The 16,479-nt window shown below is 69.0% G+C and carries 11 protein-coding genes and 2 pseudogenes; 8 read left to right on the forward strand and 5 right to left on the reverse strand.

From position 1 onward, the window contains the following. Position 1: 1 nt before the first annotated feature. The 5 genes and pseudogenes from ACZ3IC_RS26540 (at position 2) to ACZ3IC_RS26560 (ending at position 5,491) form a co-directional block, all read left to right on the forward strand. Positions 2-985 carry a CapA family protein gene (locus ACZ3IC_RS26540; RefSeq protein ID WP_467419946.1) on the forward strand — a complete coding sequence of 328 codons (984 nt, stop codon included), beginning with the start codon at positions 2-4 and terminating at the stop codon, positions 983-985. A 5-nt stretch (positions 986-990) separates the two neighbouring features. Continuing rightward, complete coding sequence (locus tag ACZ3IC_RS26545) at positions 991-2,418, forward strand: RtcB family protein (protein ID WP_467419948.1); 1,428 nt, start codon at positions 991-993, stop codon at positions 2,416-2,418. Between the two features lie 386 nt (positions 2,419-2,804). Continuing rightward, positions 2,805-3,488 (forward strand): annotated as a pseudogene (locus tag ACZ3IC_RS26550) (dienelactone hydrolase family protein); the annotation flags it as partial. Positions 3,489-3,830: 342 nt separating this feature from the next. Further along, complete coding sequence (locus ACZ3IC_RS26555; RefSeq protein ID WP_467419951.1) at positions 3,831-4,037, forward strand: DUF5988 family protein; 207 nt, start codon at positions 3,831-3,833, stop codon at positions 4,035-4,037. Between the two features lie 887 nt (positions 4,038-4,924). Next, a complete protein-coding gene (locus ACZ3IC_RS26560) occupies positions 4,925-5,491 on the forward strand; it encodes a hypothetical protein (RefSeq protein WP_467419953.1) in 567 nt (188 codons plus the stop codon). 389 nt (positions 5,492-5,880) lie between these two features. On the opposite strand, the gene ACZ3IC_RS26565 is transcribed toward ACZ3IC_RS26560, so the two are convergent. Further along, complete coding sequence (locus tag ACZ3IC_RS26565; RefSeq protein ID WP_467419955.1) at positions 5,881-6,339, reverse strand: mycothiol transferase; 459 nt, start codon at positions 6,337-6,339, stop codon at positions 5,881-5,883. Then, positions 6,297-7,076 carry a tyrosine-protein phosphatase gene (locus ACZ3IC_RS26570; RefSeq protein ID WP_467419957.1) on the reverse strand — a complete coding sequence of 260 codons (780 nt, stop codon included), beginning with the start codon at positions 7,074-7,076 and terminating at the stop codon, positions 6,297-6,299. Before ACZ3IC_RS26570 ends, ACZ3IC_RS26565 begins: the two co-directional genes overlap by 43 nt. 128 nt (positions 7,077-7,204) lie before the next feature. Here ACZ3IC_RS26570 and ACZ3IC_RS26575 point away from each other — a divergent pair, with 128 nt between their 5' ends. Next, positions 7,205-7,861, forward strand: a complete 657-nt coding sequence (locus tag ACZ3IC_RS26575; protein WP_467419959.1) for a YoaK family protein — start codon at positions 7,205-7,207, stop codon at positions 7,859-7,861. A 188-nt stretch (positions 7,862-8,049) separates the two neighbouring features. Here ACZ3IC_RS26575 and ACZ3IC_RS26580 read toward each other — a convergent pair. Further along, positions 8,050-8,306: pseudogene (locus ACZ3IC_RS26580) on the reverse strand (type B 50S ribosomal protein L31). A gap of 379 nt (positions 8,307-8,685) precedes the next feature. On the opposite strand from ACZ3IC_RS26580, the gene ACZ3IC_RS26585 reads away from it, so the two are divergent. Continuing rightward, positions 8,686-10,149, forward strand: coding sequence for a PP2C family protein-serine/threonine phosphatase (locus ACZ3IC_RS26585; protein WP_467419961.1), 1,464 nt, complete (start codon positions 8,686-8,688; stop codon positions 10,147-10,149). Positions 10,150-10,326: 177 nt separating this feature from the next. Here the strand turns inward: ACZ3IC_RS26585 and ACZ3IC_RS26590 are convergent, their stop codons facing one another. Beyond that, complete coding sequence (locus ACZ3IC_RS26590) at positions 10,327-11,826, reverse strand: DNA-binding protein NsdB (RefSeq protein ID WP_467419963.1); 1,500 nt, start codon at positions 11,824-11,826, stop codon at positions 10,327-10,329. A gap of 231 nt (positions 11,827-12,057) precedes the next feature. Between ACZ3IC_RS26590 and ACZ3IC_RS26595 the strand changes: the two genes are divergently transcribed. After that, entirely contained in the window at positions 12,058-13,194 is a 1,137-nt protein-coding gene (locus tag ACZ3IC_RS26595; protein WP_467419966.1) for an aminoglycoside phosphotransferase family protein, read from the forward strand. A 118-nt stretch (positions 13,195-13,312) separates the two neighbouring features. On the opposite strand, the gene ACZ3IC_RS26600 is transcribed toward ACZ3IC_RS26595, so the two are convergent. After that, positions 13,313-16,384 (reverse strand): ThuA domain-containing protein, encoded by a 3,072-nt coding sequence (locus ACZ3IC_RS26600; protein ID WP_467419967.1) that lies wholly within the window; start codon positions 16,382-16,384, stop codon positions 13,313-13,315. Positions 16,385-16,479: the final 95 nt, after the last annotated feature.

Consider the following 16,479-nt stretch of genomic DNA (forward strand, 5'->3'; position numbering starts at 1 on the left):
CATGGCGCTCACGGTGGCACTGGCAGGCGACACCATGCTCGGGCGCAGCGTCGCCGAGGAGCTGCGCCGCTCGCCGGTGCCGGGGACGCTGGTCTCCACGGGGGTCAGGGAGGCGCTCGCGGAGGCGGACCTGTTCGTGCTCAACCTGGAGTGCTGTGTCTCCGACCGCGGGCACCGGTGGCCCGACCCGCGAAAGGCCTTCTTCTTCCGCGCTCCCTCCGCCGCCGCGAAGGTGCTGGCCGACCTGGGGGTGAACTGCGTGACGCTGGCCAACAACCACGCCCTGGACTACGGGTTCGACGCCATGGCCGACACCCGCACCCTGCTGGTCGGGGCGGGAGTCCACGCGGTCGGCGCCGGGGCGGACGTACGCGCGGCCCGGCAGTTCGCGGTGCTGGAGGCGGGCGGCGTGCGGCTGGCGGTGGTGGGTGTCACGGACGACCCGGAGGAGTACGCGGCCGGGGAGGACAGTCCCGGTGTGGCCTGGGCCGATCTCCGGGCGGGGGTGCCCGGCTGGCTGACGGAGTCGGTGGGCCTGGCCGCCGCGACGGCGGATGTCGTGCTGGTCACTCCGCACTGGGGCCCCAACATGACCTCCCGGCCGCCGCCCCACGTCTCGGCCGCGGCCCCGGAGCTGCTGGCGGCGGGAGCGACGCTGGTCGCCGGACACTCCGCCCATGTCTTCCACGGGATCGCCGACCGGATCCTCTACGACCTGGGCGACTTCGTCGACGACTACGCCGTCGACCCGCTCCTGCGCAACGACCTCGGGCTCCTCTTCCTGGTGACCCTGGACGGGCCGGATGCCGCACACCTGGCCCCCATCCGGGTGGAGGCGGTGCCGCTGGCACTGGACTTCTGCCACACCCGCCTGGCGCGCGGCGAGGACCGGGATTGGATCCGCGAGCGGCTCACCACCGCCTGCGCAGAGTTCGGCACCGCCGTCGCCGATCGGACCGGACGGCTGACGGTCGACTGGAGGTGAGCGACGTGGAGATCGCACTGGTGGAGAGGAGCCCGTACCGCTTCCGAATCGAGCAGCGGGAGCCGATGCGCGTACCCGGGGTGGTGTTCGCCTCGCGGGCGCTGCTGCCGCAGGCGGCGGGAGACAAGGCGCTGGAGCAGGTGGCGAACGTGGCTACGCTGCCCGGCATCGTCCGCGCCTCCTTCGCCATGCCCGACGTCCACTGGGGCTACGGCTTCCCGATCGGCGGGGTGGCCGCCACCGACATCTCCCACGGCGGGGTCATCTCGCCCGGGGGCGTCGGGTTCGACATCTCCTGCGGCGTACGACTGCTGGCCGCGGGTATCGACCGCGAGGCGCTCGGCCGCGACCGGATGCGGCGGCTGATGGATATCCTCGACACCACCATCCCGCGCGGCATGGGGCGCGGCGGTCTGTGGAAGCTGTCGGGGGCCGGGGAGATGGACGAGTTGTTGGTCGGCGGCGCTCGGTACGCGGTCGAGCACGGCCACGGCGTGCCACGCGACCTCACGCGCTGCGAGGACTTCGGCGTCCTGGAAGGCGCGGCCCCGGGTCAGGTGAGCACGCGCGCCGTCGAGCGCGGTCTCCACCAGGTGGGAAGCCTCGGCTCGGGCAACCATTTCCTGGAGGTCCAGGCGGTGGACCAGATCTACGACCCGGCCACCGCAGCGGCCTTCGGGCTGCGGGTGGGCCAGGTGTGCGTCATGATCCACTGCGGCTCGCGCGGCCTGGGACACCAGGTGTGCACCGACCACGTGCGCGTGATGGACCAGGAACTGCACCGGCACCGCATCCAGGTCCCGGACCGGCAGCTGGCCTGCACGCCGGTCGACTCGCAGCGGGGTCGCGCCTACCTGGGGGCGATGGCGGCAGCCGCCAACTACGGCCGGGCCAACCGCCAGCTGCTGTCCGAAGCCACCCGCCACGCCTTCGCGACGGCTGCGGGAGTCGGTCTGGAGCTGGTCTACGACATCTCGCACAACACCGCCAAACTCGAGACCCACGAAGTGGACGGTGTGGCACGTCCACTGTGCGTCCATCGCAAGGGCGCGACGCGGGCGCTGCCGCCCGGCGACCCGAGCCTGCCCGAGGACCTCGTCCGGGCGGGCCAGCCGGTACTGGTCCCCGGGACGATGGGCACCGCCTCGTACGTGATGGTCGGTCTGCCCGGCAACGAAGCCTTCCACTCCGCCTGTCACGGCGCCGGCCGGGTCTGGAGCCGTCACCACGCGCTGCGCATGGTCCGTGGGGAGCGGCTTCGCGGCGAGCTGGAGGCCCAGGGCATCACCGTGCGCCCCTCCTCATGGCGCGGTCTCGCCGAGGAGGCGCCGGACGCTTACAAGGACGTCGACGCGGTGGCCGCCGTCACCGAGGGCGCCGGACTCGCCCGGCTGGTCGCCCGGCTGGTGCCGCTGGGCGTTGTCAAGGGATGAGCCGGTACGGAGCGGGAGACGGGCGCAGTCTCCCCGGAGGAACTGGTCCGTGCGGTGCGCACGGCCAGGCTCCGCGTCCAGTGGCTACTGGGTGAGCTCCGCGCGCTTCGGCAACAGCACGCGGACTGACCAAACCTTCGAACATGCTCCGAGCAGCCGGTACAGAGGCATGGATCCCTGGCGCGCCGAAGCGGCGGTCACGGTGCTCCGGTGGTGAAGCCGCTCGCGCCTCGACGGATCGCGAGTAGCGTGGAGCGTGGATGCAGGGTCGGCAAGAAGTCCGGTCGAAAGCCGGGAGTAATGATGACAGATCGACATCCTGCACCTTTCGGAAAGCGTCGGGCAAAGGAGCCCACCTCGTCGAGGGCATCGAGCAGCGGTACGTAGACGCAGCAACCGTGGGAGGAACGGCGATGTCGGCCGCAGATCCTGAAGTCATCGTGCAAGCCGGACCGGTCCGGCTCCACGGGCAGCTCTGTGTTCCCGAAGGGGCCACGGGCATCGTGGTGTTCGCCCACGGCAGCGGCAGCAGCCGACACAGCCCGCGCAACCGCTTCGTCTCGACCTCGCTGAACAAGGTCGGCCTGGCCACGCTGCTGTTCGACCTTCTCACGGCGGAGGAAGAACTGAACCGCGCCCACGTGTTCGACACCGCTCTACTGGCCCGTCGCTTGGCCGACGCCACCCGCTGGCTGCTCGACCGCCCCGAGACCCAGGGCCTCGCGGTCGGTTACTTCGGCGCCAGTACCGGCGCGGCCGCCGCGTTGCGGGCAGCGGCGGAGCCGGACTCCCGTGCCGTGGCAGTAGTCTCCCGCGGCGGCAGGCCCGATCTGGCCGGGCCCCGCCTGCCGGCGGTTGCCGCACCCACGCTGCTCATCGTCGGAGGCGAAGACGAGGTGGTACTGGACCTCAACCGCCGGGCCCAGGCACTGCTGCGCTGCGAGAGCCGGCTGGCCGTGGTCCCTGGAGCCTCTCACCTGTTCGAGGAGCCTGGTGCTCTCGAAGAGGTGGCGGACCTGGCCAGAGAGTGGTTCACCGGCCACCTGGGTCGTGCAGAACGAGGAGTTTGAAGGTCGGCGCGCCGCGCGGACGGGCTCGCTCCCCCATCGATCGACGTAGAGCAAGGCCCTCGACGATGCGGGCCGAGGCCATCTGTGCAACCCGCTTGACTACCCGCATCACTGAGTTGCTCCGCCCGCACAACCATCCGGCCGCGACACGGGCGCCCCCGCGTCAGTAACTCCAACAACCCGAGTTACACCGTTCGTTTGGCTCTGTTCCGTAGTCGGTGGTGACGGAGGGCTAGGGACGTCCGAGGAGGATGCGGTGCCGGGCTACAGGCAGGACACACACCGACAAGCCCATCGGCGCGTCACGAAGGAGCCGGACCACCCTCCGGAGAGACTTTCGCCATGACCGACGCAACGAAAGCAGTTCTCGAGGGCGGCCCCGACGATCTTCCTGAACGGATCGTCCCCATCACCACGCCCGGCACCGACCTCAAGATCCCGTTCCGTGGCGGATACGAACACTTCAAAGCCACGACACGCCACCAGGAAACCGCACAGGGCCCTTTGCCCGTCTACGAATGGTGGGAGCGCACAGAAATCCCAGGGTAACGAGCTCGTAAGGTCTGTTCCGTAACCGCCCCTCGCCGTCAGGACCTGCGCATACGCACAAAGCCGTACCAGGAGCGCTTCCTCGGCAGCCGGGCCCGGTAGTGACCCGCCCCTCAATAGGCATCCAGGGCGGCGCGAGGGCATTCCTCCGGTTCGCAGCCATTATCGACCGCTCACCCGAACCGCGCGGCGACCTGGACGTGTGCCCCGGGTTCGATCCACCAGAATCACTCGCTGATATGCGTGATGACGGCGACGACTTCGGGGCGAACCGCGAGTCCGTCCAATCAGGTGGTCGGTGCGCCCGGCGTCTGCGGGCCCGGCCTGACCGGTCGGTTTCGGGCCGGACGCGGCCCGGGCCTTGATTCCGGGCCGCACGGTGGCCCGCCGCGCCGACCGGCACCGCTCCGGCCCCGATCGGCCCCACGCCGCGGAACATGCAATCGAACGGAACCCGGGCGGCGCGGCCTGCCCTCGGTGGTGTGGTCTGCGATGCCCCGCCGACTGCGTGCCGGGGGCCCGCAACGGCCGTACGATCCAGCACAACAGCCAGGGCCGGGCGCGGCCGTGGATGACAGGCGTTCAGGGCGGTGGCGTGCGTGCGACTGCTGCCCGGACTGTGTCAATGAATGACACGCTGCCACCAGGGTGAGCGGGTATCAGCAAGTCGCCTGGACAGGCTAATGGCACATCAATTCGCCCATTTGCAAAGAGCAGTTGACTGCTCATCAGATTATCAGGAAATAGCATATGGCGTACTTTTTGTACCTCGATCGGTGTCCCGACACCCACCTGCAACGTGTCCGATATGACAGGTATGGGGACCGTCAGTACGTTCAATCACGGGCCAGCTGCTCAGCCGGCCTCTCTGAGACAGGAGAAGTGACATGGTTACCCGATCCAACGTCGTTACCGCCGCCATCGCGGCCGCCGCGGCTCTGGCCGCCACCGGCATCACCTACGCCTCGGCCGCCACCACGGAGCCGGCCCAGGCAGCCCCTGTCGTCCAGCAGGCCACCGCCCCCGTCTCGGCTCTCAACGGTGGCGACTCCGGCAAGGGCGACGAAGGCAAGGACTACGACAAGGGAGGCAAGGACTACGACAAGGGCAAGGACTACGACAAGGGCCACAAGGACCGGGACCACTACAAGGGCCGGATCCACATCAACGAGCGCACCTACACCGACGAAAAGGGCGGCTGCATCACCGTCGTCAGCGGCCTCGGTTCCAAGAGCCTCAACATCCGCAACGACAGCCGCAGGACCGTCGAGGTCTTCCGTGGGGCCACTTGCGACAACGGCGCCCCCATCGCCACCGTCGGCCCCCACAGCTCCAGCGACGGCGTATTCCCCGGCCACGTCAAGGGCGGCGTGAAGGTCCGCAACGGAGTCGTGGGCAGCTTCCGCGTGATCGACCACCACTACGACGACTACAACGGCGACAAGGGCCACTGACCGAATCACCCGATCGACACAGAACCCCGGCCCGCCGGAATCGGGCCGGGGTTCCAGTCTGGGCGCCCGAACGGGACACCCACGTTCCAGGTGGCCCACACCTGACCACCGCCCGACGGCTGACACCTGCCACGCCATATTAATGCCGGACCACAAGGCACTACCGGCCAGGCGGCGGCAGCGTACGCGCCTCCGCCATTCGGCCCTCGGCAGGCCTCGGCAACCCGAGCGGCAGCGAGGCGGGCCTGCTGGAGCGGCGGGCCTCGCGTTCCGACCGCCGGGTGACCCATGCCGTTCTGACTCCCGCCGGGCTGTCCGCCGCCGATGCCTCCTCGACCCTGGCCGCCGCCCTGCGCCGACGAGGCGCAGGGCAGCGGCGCGGGCCGGGTTCAGGTCCTCGAAGTCCGCATCCTTGCCTTTATCGGGGTCGTACATGGGGTCGAGCGTCTGACCGGCGAACCGCTGCCCAACCAGACGCGTTCGACCTTTGCCATATGGCGGATCAGTCCCAGGAGTGTGAGGTTCGACGGCGCCGCCGTCAGTTCGGCAAGCTGCTCCCCGGTCAGGCCGGCGCACGTGTGCAACAGGGTGCTGCGGAACCATGCGAAATAGCCCGTAAGCATCTCCCGCTCACCGGCCACGAGTGAACCGGGTTGTGCGCCGCACATCAGGTGCTGTCCATGTCGTGCCCTGATCTTGCCTCGTACGCGCCGGATCGGGACACGGTTGCTGCCGTGTCGGCCAGTAGGTACGCGCGCACGCGGGGGTGCGCACGCATCGTCTCCGCGGACCGGCGCGCCTCGGCTCAGGCGCTCCCGACCGTCGTTCCGCGCGCGGCCGGCCGGCATTCCCCGGCGGGTTCGAGGAGGTTTCTTCGCAGTGCTGCCACCAATTCCTCGTCGACACGCAGGAGTTCGGCGGCGTAGCCACGGACGGAGCCGTGGGTTGCGGCGAGATCCGCCAGGAAGAACCGCATGATGTCGGCGGGCGCACGACCGTACCCGGGCCAGACCGGTTCCTGGCCGGCGTGGTCAGCCCGCCAGTCGGCCAGGAGCCGTTCGGTGGCGAGTTCGGTGAGGGTGAAGTCGGCGACGATGTCGTCCTCGGCCACACCGATCAAGGACAGGACGAGTGCGGCGAGCAGCCCGGTGCGGTCCTTGCCCGATGCGCAGTGGAAGACGACGGTGCCGCTGTCCTCTGCCGCGATCACGTCCAGGGCGCGGCGGAGCTCGGCGACGCCGTCGTGGGCGACCTCCGCGTACCGGTCGGCCAGGTAGCGTCCGGTCTTCACGTCCGGGCCCAGTGCCGCCTGGTCGTAGGGCCGGTGCTCGATGCTCAGGTGGTGGTAGCGCAGTCCCGCGGCGTCGGGCACGCGCCCCTTGGCGGCGATCTCCCAGTCGTAGCGCAGGTCGATGACCGTGCGGACACCGAGGGTCAGGAAGCGGTCCCAGTCCTCGCCGCGGAGCTTGCCCAGCGAGTCGGATCGGTAGAGCCGCCCCCAGCGGACCTGGCGGCCGCCGTGCCCCTGATATCCGCCGATGTCACGGAAGTTGTGCAGCCGCTCGAACGCTATGTGTCTGTTCACGATGCAGCACTCTAAGCGGATGCAACCGTACACGTGCAAGCGTTGCCGGTGCTCGGCCATGGCCGGGTCGCCGCGCCGTGTCGGCTCCGAGTCGGCGCCTGCGGCGGGGCTGAGTCGAGAATGCAGGCGTGTCTACTCCCACCCTCCCCGCCGGACGCGATCCACGTGGCGAATGGACCCTGCTGCTTCTGTCGGCCGCCTCCGGGGCAGCGGATGCGTTCGTCTTCATCTGTGTCGGCCAGGTCTTCGCCGGGGTGATGACCGGAAATCTGGTGCTGCTGGGTGCTTCCGCCGCCGGTACCGGGGAGCACGGGGTGGCCCTGCGGGTCGTCACCGCGCTCGTTTCATACAGTGTCGGGGTCATGTGCGGTGCGTGGATGAGCGAGCGATTGCGGTGGCCTCTGCCGGTGACACTGCTGATCGAGGTGGCGCTGCTCACGGCGGGGGCTGTGCTCTGGGCGCTGGACCTGGTCACCTCCGACGGGGGCCGGCCCGGACTGCTGGTGATCATTGCCGTGGCCATGGGGATTCAGGGCCGTATCCGCACGACGCCCACCAATTACTTCACCGGAACGCTCACGTCTCTCGTCGGCCGGACGACGCTGCGGTCGTGGAACCAGGGGGACGGCTGGGCAGCCGGTCGGCTGATCGCGGTCGTGGCGGGCGCGGCTGTGACTGCGGTGGCGGTCCGGTTCTGGCCGGGTGGCACAGCTGTGGTGGCCGTGGTGCCGGCGGTGGGTGCGCTGCTGGTCGAGTCGGTGCCCAGGAGCCTGCGCCGGGGCTGACGGCTGCCGCACATGGGGCGAGGAGAAGCCCCGGCCGGATCGGGGGAATCCAGCCGGGGCAGCTTTGGTGTGGTCGCGATGCGCGACCTCCACATATAGGTGAACGGCAATCCACTGTGTCCCGTTCCCAGGAACCCGCACCCCGTGCTGTGATTCACCCCACGGAACCGGGCTCCTGGCGGTACGGATCAGTTGCCGGGCGTCGCCTGGCTGCCGTAGCGGCGGTTGAACTGTTCGATACGGCCGGCCGCGTCCAGCACCTGCTTGGTCCCGGTGTGGAAGGGATGGCTCGCCGACGAGGTCTCCACGTCGATGACGGGATGGCTCCGGCCGTCCTCCCACGTCGCCCGCTCAGCCGCGCTCGCGGTTGCCCGGGCAGGAAGGCAGCCCCGGCGACGCGGTCACGGAAGATCACCTGTCGGGAGACGGGGTGGATACGGGGCAACGCCGCCCATGCCCAACGACGGGGCGACTCGCGAAGCCGGAAGGCCGCATCGCCAGGCCCGGCGCACTCCGAGCCGCACACCGGAGCACCGCCCGCGGTGGGGCTCCCTCACATATGCCCCGATCCGACCGGGCGCGCCGTGCGGGAACGGCGCGCGCGGGCGCGCAACCGTCTGCGCGCGCCGGGTGAATTGCGTCAACGCTCGTTGACAGCAGTGCTGTTCGAAGGACCGGAGCCCTGCACAGCGCCTCTGGCATATGCCAGAAGCAACTACGCATCGAGTGTTGCCAAATCCCTTACGGGCTTCCGCAGCCTGTGCAAAAGTCGTCTACGGTCCACCTTCAGACCTGGTCGTGCCGCGCCTGTATCGGAGTACGAGATGCCGTCCCATCTGTCCGCGGACCGCCCCGCCCCCCATCCACCCGAACGCGATGTCGTCGACGCGTTGATCAACCGGACCCGTCGGCTGCGTGGTGATATGGATGCCGTGCGCCGGGACGCCGGGCTGATCGACGAGGAAGACCCGCAGATGCGCTGGCAGCGCGCGCTCTGCGATCTGGCGGTCCATCACCTCGACGATCTCGGCACACATCTGGGACAGCTCAGGGAAGGCCTTGAGCCGGAAACGCAGGAGACGCCGGAAACATCGCAACAGCCCACCGGCACATCGACGCAGGACACCGCGGAGAAGGCCTTCGACGAGCCGCAGCCCGGTTCGCTGATCGGCCGGGTGGGCAGCGCCGAGTGGAATCTGCTGACCGACGAGGTCATCTGGTCCGAGGAGCTGTTCCAGATCTTCGGCAGGTCCCCCGACGCGGGTCCTCTCTCGCTGGACGACCTCCCGTCCATGCTCCTCCCCGAGGACCAGCCCCTGCTCACCGCTCTGGTGACGGACTGTCTGGTCGACGGCAAGCCGATAGACGGCGAATTCCGTATCCTGCGTACCGACGGCCGGATGCGCACGCTCCACATGATGGGCGAGCCGGTCCTCGACGCGGATGGGTGCACGGCCTCCATGTGGGCGGTCCTGCGCGATGTCAGCGAACTGCGGCGCAGCCAGCAAGTGGCGCACCGGACCCATGACTCACTACGGCGTCGGCAGCACATGGCACGGACCGAGCACCGGATGGCGGTCGAGCTTCAGGAGGCCGTGCTCCCCCCGTGGCGGGGCCCGCTGCGGCTTCCTTCGCAGGGAGCGGGCGCACTGGACATCGCGGCCCACTACATCCCCTCGAAGTCGAGCTCCCTGATCGGCGGTGACTGGTACGACGCGCTGGAACTGCCGGACGGCAGGACCGTCCTCACGGTCGGTGATCTGACCGGCCACGGTATTCAGGCCACGTCGGCCATGGCGATGTTGTTGGGCGCGCTGCGCGGGATGGCTGTGGCCGGCATCGAGCCGGGGGCCCTGATGGGGCACCTCAATCAGTTACTGGAATCCTCCGTCCAGCCCGCTCTCGGCAGCGCGGTGTGCTGCCGCTTCGATCCGGCCGCCGGCACCCTGGCCTGGGCACAGGCGGGGCACCCCGCACCGCTGCTGTTCCGCAATGGAAAGGGGCGCCCGCTGCTGCCGCCGGACGGGGTTCTGCTCGGCGCGGCTTCCGGGGTCGCGTACGAGCAGGACGAAGTACACCTGCTGCCCGGTGATGTGCTGGTTCTGCACACCGACGGGCTGAACCGTCACAGCGACCGGGGTGCCGGCCCGGACGCGCTGCTTGCTCTCGCACCACACATCGCCCAGGCCCGTACGGCACAGGAGTGCGTACGGACAGTTGTCGCGGAGTTCGATGACACCGAACGCCTGGACGACGCGTGTGTACTGATCGCCCGTATCGGGGTGTAGGACACAGCGACACCACGCGCACGAAGAGACGAAGACACGAGAGATGGACACCGGACACGGCGCAGTACGCAGGGGGCGGGCCGCCTACGAGGGCAGTGCTCGGACAGCCGGTGGCCGGGCTGTGGATGGTGGTCGGACAGTTGATGACGGGCGTGCCCTCATCGTGGCGCCCGCATGTCAGATCTCCGACAAGCGCCTGGGCTGCTTGATGATGGAGCTCTGCGGCAGCGAGATTTTGATCTCCTCGCGCAGGTCATCGATCTTCGCGTAACCCGCGAACTGGCCTGTCAGCCGGTACATCTCGCGCAGCCGGTCCCAGGTGCGGTGCGAGGAGGTCTCCCCCATCGTCACCAGGGCGAGCCGCGCATAGCGGTCGGCCTGCTCGGGATCATCGGCGATGAAGCACGCCGAGGCAAGTGAGATGTAGTCGAAGATCTTGGACCGCTGGCGCCCGTTGACCCGAAGCTCCAGTGCCTGCTTCGCATGGCGCTGAGCCACGACAGCCACCGACGGATCGTGTTCGGCGAGCGTACGGAACGCCAGGGCCTGCATGCCGTGGAGATCCGCCTCGTCGAACATCTGCATCCAACTGGGGGGCGGTACATCGCCCTTGTCCGAGACGAAGAGTTCCTCGGCCTTTCCGAGCGTGCGCCGCATCGCCTGGCCGCGGCCCATGGACGCCTGTGCCCAGGCCTCGATGGTATGCAGCATCGCCTGGGTACGCGGCAGAACCGTGTCGCCAGAGCCAGACTTGGCCAGCTTCATCAGGTCCAGGGCGTCGTCGGGGCGGCCCAGGTGGATCATCTGACGGGCCGCCCTGGAGAGAGCCTCACCCGCACGCGGGCGATCGCCGCCCTCACGCGCCGCGTGCGCCGCGATGACGAAGTACTTCTGGGCGGTGGGTTCGAGGCCGATGTCGTGGGACATCCATCCGGCGAGCACCGCGAGGTTGGCGGCGACGCCCCAGAGGCGGCGCTGCAGATGTTCGGGGTGGCGGTAGGCGAGCATGCCGCCCACCTCGTTGAGCTGGCCCACCACGGCCTTGCGCTGGAGTCCGCCGCCCCGGGACGCGTCCCAGGCACGGAACACCTCGACGGACCGTTCGAGTGCCTCGATTTCGTCCGATCCGATGGGCGCGGCCTCGTACCGGTCGAAACCGGCAGGGTCCGCATGCAGAGGGTCGTCGATCCGTGGAGCATCGGCCGCCAGCACAGGGTCGGTGTGCAGCCAGTCGTGCATGGGGCCGGTGATGGTCGATCCTGCGGCGAGCGCGGCGCCCGCGCTCACCAAGCCGCGTCGGTTGAGCATGAGGTCCATTCCCGTGAATTCGGTGAGGACCGCTGCCGTCCGCTCGGGCGCCCACGGCAGTCCATCGGGATTGTGCTGCGTCCCGACCTCTCGCCGCTTCCCCACACGCCCGCGCCGGCCGAACCCGAGGTCCTCGATGGTCACGACACGACCGAGCCGCTCGGTGAACAGGGCAGCCAGCACTTTGGGCACGGGATCGCGGGGGGACTCCCCCATGTCGATCCAACGCCTCACCCGCGAAGTGTCGGTGGCCAGCTGCGGGTGGCCCATGGCCGCCGCCTGCCGGTTCACCATTCTCGCGAGCTCGCCCTTGGACCAGCCGGCAAGGCCGAACAGGTCGGACAGGCGGGTGTTGGGTTCTCCGGTCACGTCAAGCCCCCAGGTTCTCGGCTGTGTCGACAGTAGCCCCCTGTCAGATGCCTTGCGACTATTCGCCAGGGTTCGCCAGGGTGCGCCAGATGGTCTGCCACCCGCGGGCCGGTGTCAGGTAGGAAAGCGCCACCCCGCCCGGCAGCCCTAGGTACTCCCCAGGGTGCCGACCGGCCGCCGGCCGGGGCGGTGCACGCAACTTGTCGGCGCGCGAAGGGATCTGTCTCGCCCATGTACACAGCATCGTCCTCCGTGACCGCCCCGCCCCGGCCGCTTCGTCCCCTGGGGGCGGGTGGCGGGCCGTACCTCGCTCCGCATGCCGCTCCGTCGGCACCCGGCGCGGTCCGGCCGCGGCGGCCGGCGGGGCTGGGCAGCCCACCGGTCAGCGGGCGGCTGGACCTGTCCGGCCCGCAGGGCGCTCAGCTGAGGATGGCGATCGCCTCGGTGTACCGGATCTGCCCGGAGTTCAATCCCGTGCAGGTGCTGCGTCGCAGCGGCCGTTCGGTACTGCTTGTCGGCTCCACCGGTCGTACCACCGCGGTCGCCAAGTGCTTACTCGACCACTCCCCGGCGTGGTCGGAGCGGTTCCGGCACGAAATAGCTGCATATCGTGCGTTCGTCCGGCACCGCCCGCCGGTGCGGGTGCCTCGGCTCATCGCGGCCGACCCGGAGAACTGCACGTTGGTGATCGAGCGGATGCCCGGCCGGGTGGCGGCGCTGACGAGGCACCCGTCGGAGGGGCCGCCCCGTGCCGATGTGCGGGCCGCGCTCGGTGCGATCAGCCGGGTCAACGCCTGGCGGCCGGCTCCGGGCCTCTTCGACGCGCCGCTGGACTACGCCTCGCGGATCGCCCGCTATCACGAGCTGGGGCTTTTCACCGACCGCGATCTGGGCGATCTGCAGAAGCTGCTGCACGGTCTGGCCCACGCGGGCGGGCGCCAGGGCACGGGGCAGTTCTGTCACGGTGACGCGCTGCTCTCCAACATCCTGCTGTCGCCCACGGGTCCGGTGCTGGTGGACTGGGAACACGCGGGCTGGTACCTGCCGGGCTACGACCTGGCGACGCTCTGGGCAGTCCTGGGCGAAGCACCGGCGGCACGGCGTCAGATCAGCCAGCTGGCACAGGCCGCGGGGCCTGCGGCGCGGGATGCGTTCCTGGTGAACCTGATGCTGGTGCTGACTCGGGAGATCCGTACATACGAGACGGCTGTCCAGCGAGCCATGCGGGAGTCGGCGCCCGCGGGAGCCGGTCAGGACCGGCCGGGTGTGCTCTCGTCGAGCGAGGAGCAGCGGCTGCTGTTGCGCCGGCTGCACGACGACTGCGCGATGGCCCGCCGGGCCGTGCGTGCCGCGGTCGGCACTCGCTGACCCTGGCCCGGGTGCCCGGGGGGGCGCGCGCTGCGGGGCCGGTGCCGACACACCGGGCCCCGCAGCGCGCTGTCGTGTTGTTTTCTCCGGTTGTTTCCTCCGGCCCGCGGGCAGTCGGTCAGGGGCTCTTGAAGTCGACTGCGTCCACGTCGAACGAATTGTCCTGCGGGGACGTGAAGACGAGATACAGCTTGTGGGTGCCCTTCAGTTCCTGGACGGGCACGGCCGGGGTTGCCTGATAGTTGTCCCAGCCCCCCGTGTTGGGGACCGGGGTGGTGGCGAGCAGAGGACCGTCGGGAGCGTCCGCGCGCAGTTCGATCGCGCCGACCCCGTACGGTGAGGAAAGCTGGTAGCTCACCGTGCCGATGCCTTCGACGCTCATCGGGTCGAAGGCGACCCAGTCGCCGTTGGAGACGTCTCCGATCCGTTTGCCGTTCTCGGCACCTTCCTGGGCGATGATCCGGGTGCCGGACTGGGCGTCGTAGTACTCCGCCTGCTTGTGCTTCGGCTGGAGCACGGCGCGACCGTAGCCGGTGAGGGCGGAGACGCCGTCGCCGCCCTTGTCTGTGTACTTGGCGTTGAGTACGTAGGTGAGGTCCGCGCCTTCGGGGTGGCCGCCCAGGTCTCCGGTGTCCACGGTGCCTTCACAGCCGGGGATGTCGGTGGTGGGGTGCTCGTGGTCGTCGTGTCCCAGCGCCGGGTTGACGGTGACCTTGGAACAGTCGACCGGGCCGTCCTCGGGATCGGTGACCGTGACCTTGTACGGGATCTTGTCGCCGAACTCGATGAGTTTGCCGCTGACCGGGAAGTCGATGGTCACCTTGGGGGCGGTGTTGCCGACGGTGACGGGGATGTTGGCGTAGCCGGACTTGCCGGTGGAGTCGGTGACTTTGAGCTGGGCCGCGAAGTCGCCCTTGACCGTGTAGGTGTGGCTGGGGTTCGCTTCGGTGGATTCGTAGGTACCGTCGCCGTCGAAGTCCCAGGCGTAGCTGAGCGTGTCGCCGTCGGGGTCGTTGCTGCCCTCGCTGGAGAAGTCGACGTTCAGTGGTACGGGGCCGTCGTTGGCGGAGGCGGCGGCCTTGGCGATCGGCGCACGCTGTCCCTGTGCGTAGTCGATGCGGTAGAGCCCGGAGTCGTTGTTGCCGCCGCCGAAGGAGCTGCCCCATTCGAGGACGTAGAGCGAGCCGTCGGGGCCGAACGTCATGTCCATCGGCTTGTTGAACTTCTGGGAGGACAGGAAGTCATTGATCTTCAGGACCTTCTGGTCCTTGTCGAAGCGGACCTCCTTGACGTAGTCGCGCGACCACTCGTAGAAGAAGCTCGCGCCCTCGAAGTAGGCGGGAAACTTCGTGGTGGACGGGTTGTTCTTGTCGTAGTGGTAGACGGGACCGCTCATCGGGGCCGAGCCGCCGCTGCCGACCTCGGGAAATTCCTTGGATTCGCCGTAGCCGTACCAGATCTCCGGCTGCTGGATCGGCGGGAGCTCGGTCAGACCGGTGTTGTTGGGCGAGGGGTTGACCGGGTTGGCGCAGTCGAACTTGGGGCCGACTTCCTGGGTGTCCGGGTTGTAGGGGGCATAGGCCTGGTTGTTGCCGTGGCAGAACGGCCAGCCGAAGTTGCCGGCCTTCTTGATGACGTTGTACTCGACAAGGCCTTCGGGCCCACGGTCGGTGGTGGGCAGTCCGCGGTCGGGGCCGTAGTCGGAGGCGTGGACGTAGCCGGTCTTGGGGTCGACGGTGAAGCGGAACGGATTGCGGAAGCCCATCGCGTAGATTTCGGGGCGGGTCTTGGCCGTTCCCGGGGCGAAGAGGTTGCCGTTGGGAATGGTGTAACCGCCGGAGTTCTTCGGCTTGATGCGCAGGATCTTGCCGCGCAGGTCGTTGGTACTGCCCGCGGTGCGGGCGGCGTCCAGCATCTGCTTGCCCTCGCGCCAGTCGAGCGGGGCGTAGCCCTGCCAGTTCGGGTCGAGGTTGGGCGGAGTGTCGTCGCCGACGCCGAGGTACAGCGTACGGTCGGGGCCGAACTCGACGGCGCCTCCGGTGTGTCCGGGCTCCGGGAAAGTGCGGTCGCGGTAGGCGGGGACGTCGATGAGCTTTTTCTCGCTGTCGAGTTCGAGAGTGTTGCCCTTGACCGTGAAGCGGGAGAGCCGGTTGACGTCCTCGGTGGCGCCTGCGGGGGCGTAGTAGAGATAGATCCAGTGGTTCTTCTTGAAGTCCGGGTCGAGTTCCATGCCGACCAGGCCGTCCTCGCCGCCGGTGTATACATCGAGCTTCCCGGCGGTGGTGGTGGCGTGGGTGGCCGGGTCGTAGATGTTCACCTCGCCGCTGCGCTGGATGTAGAAGACGCGGCCGTCCTTGGCGACATCGAGCTCCATCGGGTCTGCGGTGTTGTCGTCGAGAGTGACCTTCTCGTAGCCGTTCCAGACGGTGCCGCCGCAGTCGCCGGGCTTGTTGCCCGCGGCCCACTTGACGCCGCCGATGACATGGGTACGGAAGGCGGCTTCGCTGTACGAGGCCGTGTCGTGGCCCATGGCGGTTGCCCAGACCCTGCCGCCCTCGGTGTTGCGGCACCAGGAGATGGGGTGGTCGGCGCCCATGGCGGATCCCCCTGGGTTGTATGTGGTTTCGTCGGCGGTGACCAGGACGTGGACGTCACCACGGGGGTTCTTGTCGAAGTTGTACCACTCCTCGGGGCGCTCCCAGCGTTCCGGGAGTCCTGCGGTGGAGGGGTGGACGCGGTCGGCGACCTTGGCGGTGCCCTGAAGGACTCCGGGTGAGTGGGCGGGCATGTGGACGCCGCCGTTGATGGCCTCGTCCCACCAGGGGAAGGTGTCCTCGATCCCCATGTCGAGGGTGTTGTGGACGGCGACGACGCCGCCGCCGTTGCGTACGTACGTCTGCATCGCTTCGCGCTGGGCGTCGGTGTCCCAGACCATGCCGGAGTTCTGCAACATGACTATGACGTCGAAGTCCTTGAGCGACGCGTCGTCGAAGACGGCGGGGTCGGCGGTCTCGACGAGTTCGAAGTCGTTGGCGGCCGCCTCCTCCTTGAACATCTGGATGCCAGCGGGGATGGAGCCGTGCACATAGCCGACCGCGCGGGTGAAGAGCAGGGCGCGGAAGGCGGGGGCATTGCCGGCGGTGGCTGCGGTCGCGGGCAGCGCGGTCAGCGCGAGGAGCAGTGCGCTCACCAACGCGATGAACGTATGTCGTATGTCACGGGCATGACAGTTCCGTCGTTGACGGCTCACGAGCGGGTCCTCTCTGCGGGTCGTGGACGAGCGGG

Source organism: Streptomyces sp. NPDC002958, from assembly GCF_055563255.1.

Excerpts from the sequence above, each read along its gene's own strand:
- ACZ3IC_RS26540 (WP_467419946.1), top strand. The coding sequence starts at position 2 with ATGGCGCTCACGGTGGCACTGGCAGGCGACACCATGCTCGGGCGCAGC.
- ACZ3IC_RS26555 (WP_467419951.1), top strand. The coding sequence starts at position 3,831 with ATGACCGACGCAACGAAAGCAGTTCTCGAGGGCGGCCCCGACGATCTT.
- ACZ3IC_RS26560 (WP_467419953.1), top strand. The coding sequence starts at position 4,925 with ATGGTTACCCGATCCAACGTCGTTACCGCCGCCATCGCGGCCGCCGCG.
- ACZ3IC_RS26565 (WP_467419955.1), bottom strand. The coding sequence starts at position 6,339 with ATGCCGGCCGGCCGCGCGCGGAACGACGGTCGGGAGCGCCTGAGCCGA.
- ACZ3IC_RS26585 (WP_467419961.1), top strand. The coding sequence starts at position 8,686 with ATGCCGTCCCATCTGTCCGCGGACCGCCCCGCCCCCCATCCACCCGAA.
- ACZ3IC_RS26595 (WP_467419966.1), top strand. The coding sequence starts at position 12,058 with ATGTACACAGCATCGTCCTCCGTGACCGCCCCGCCCCGGCCGCTTCGT.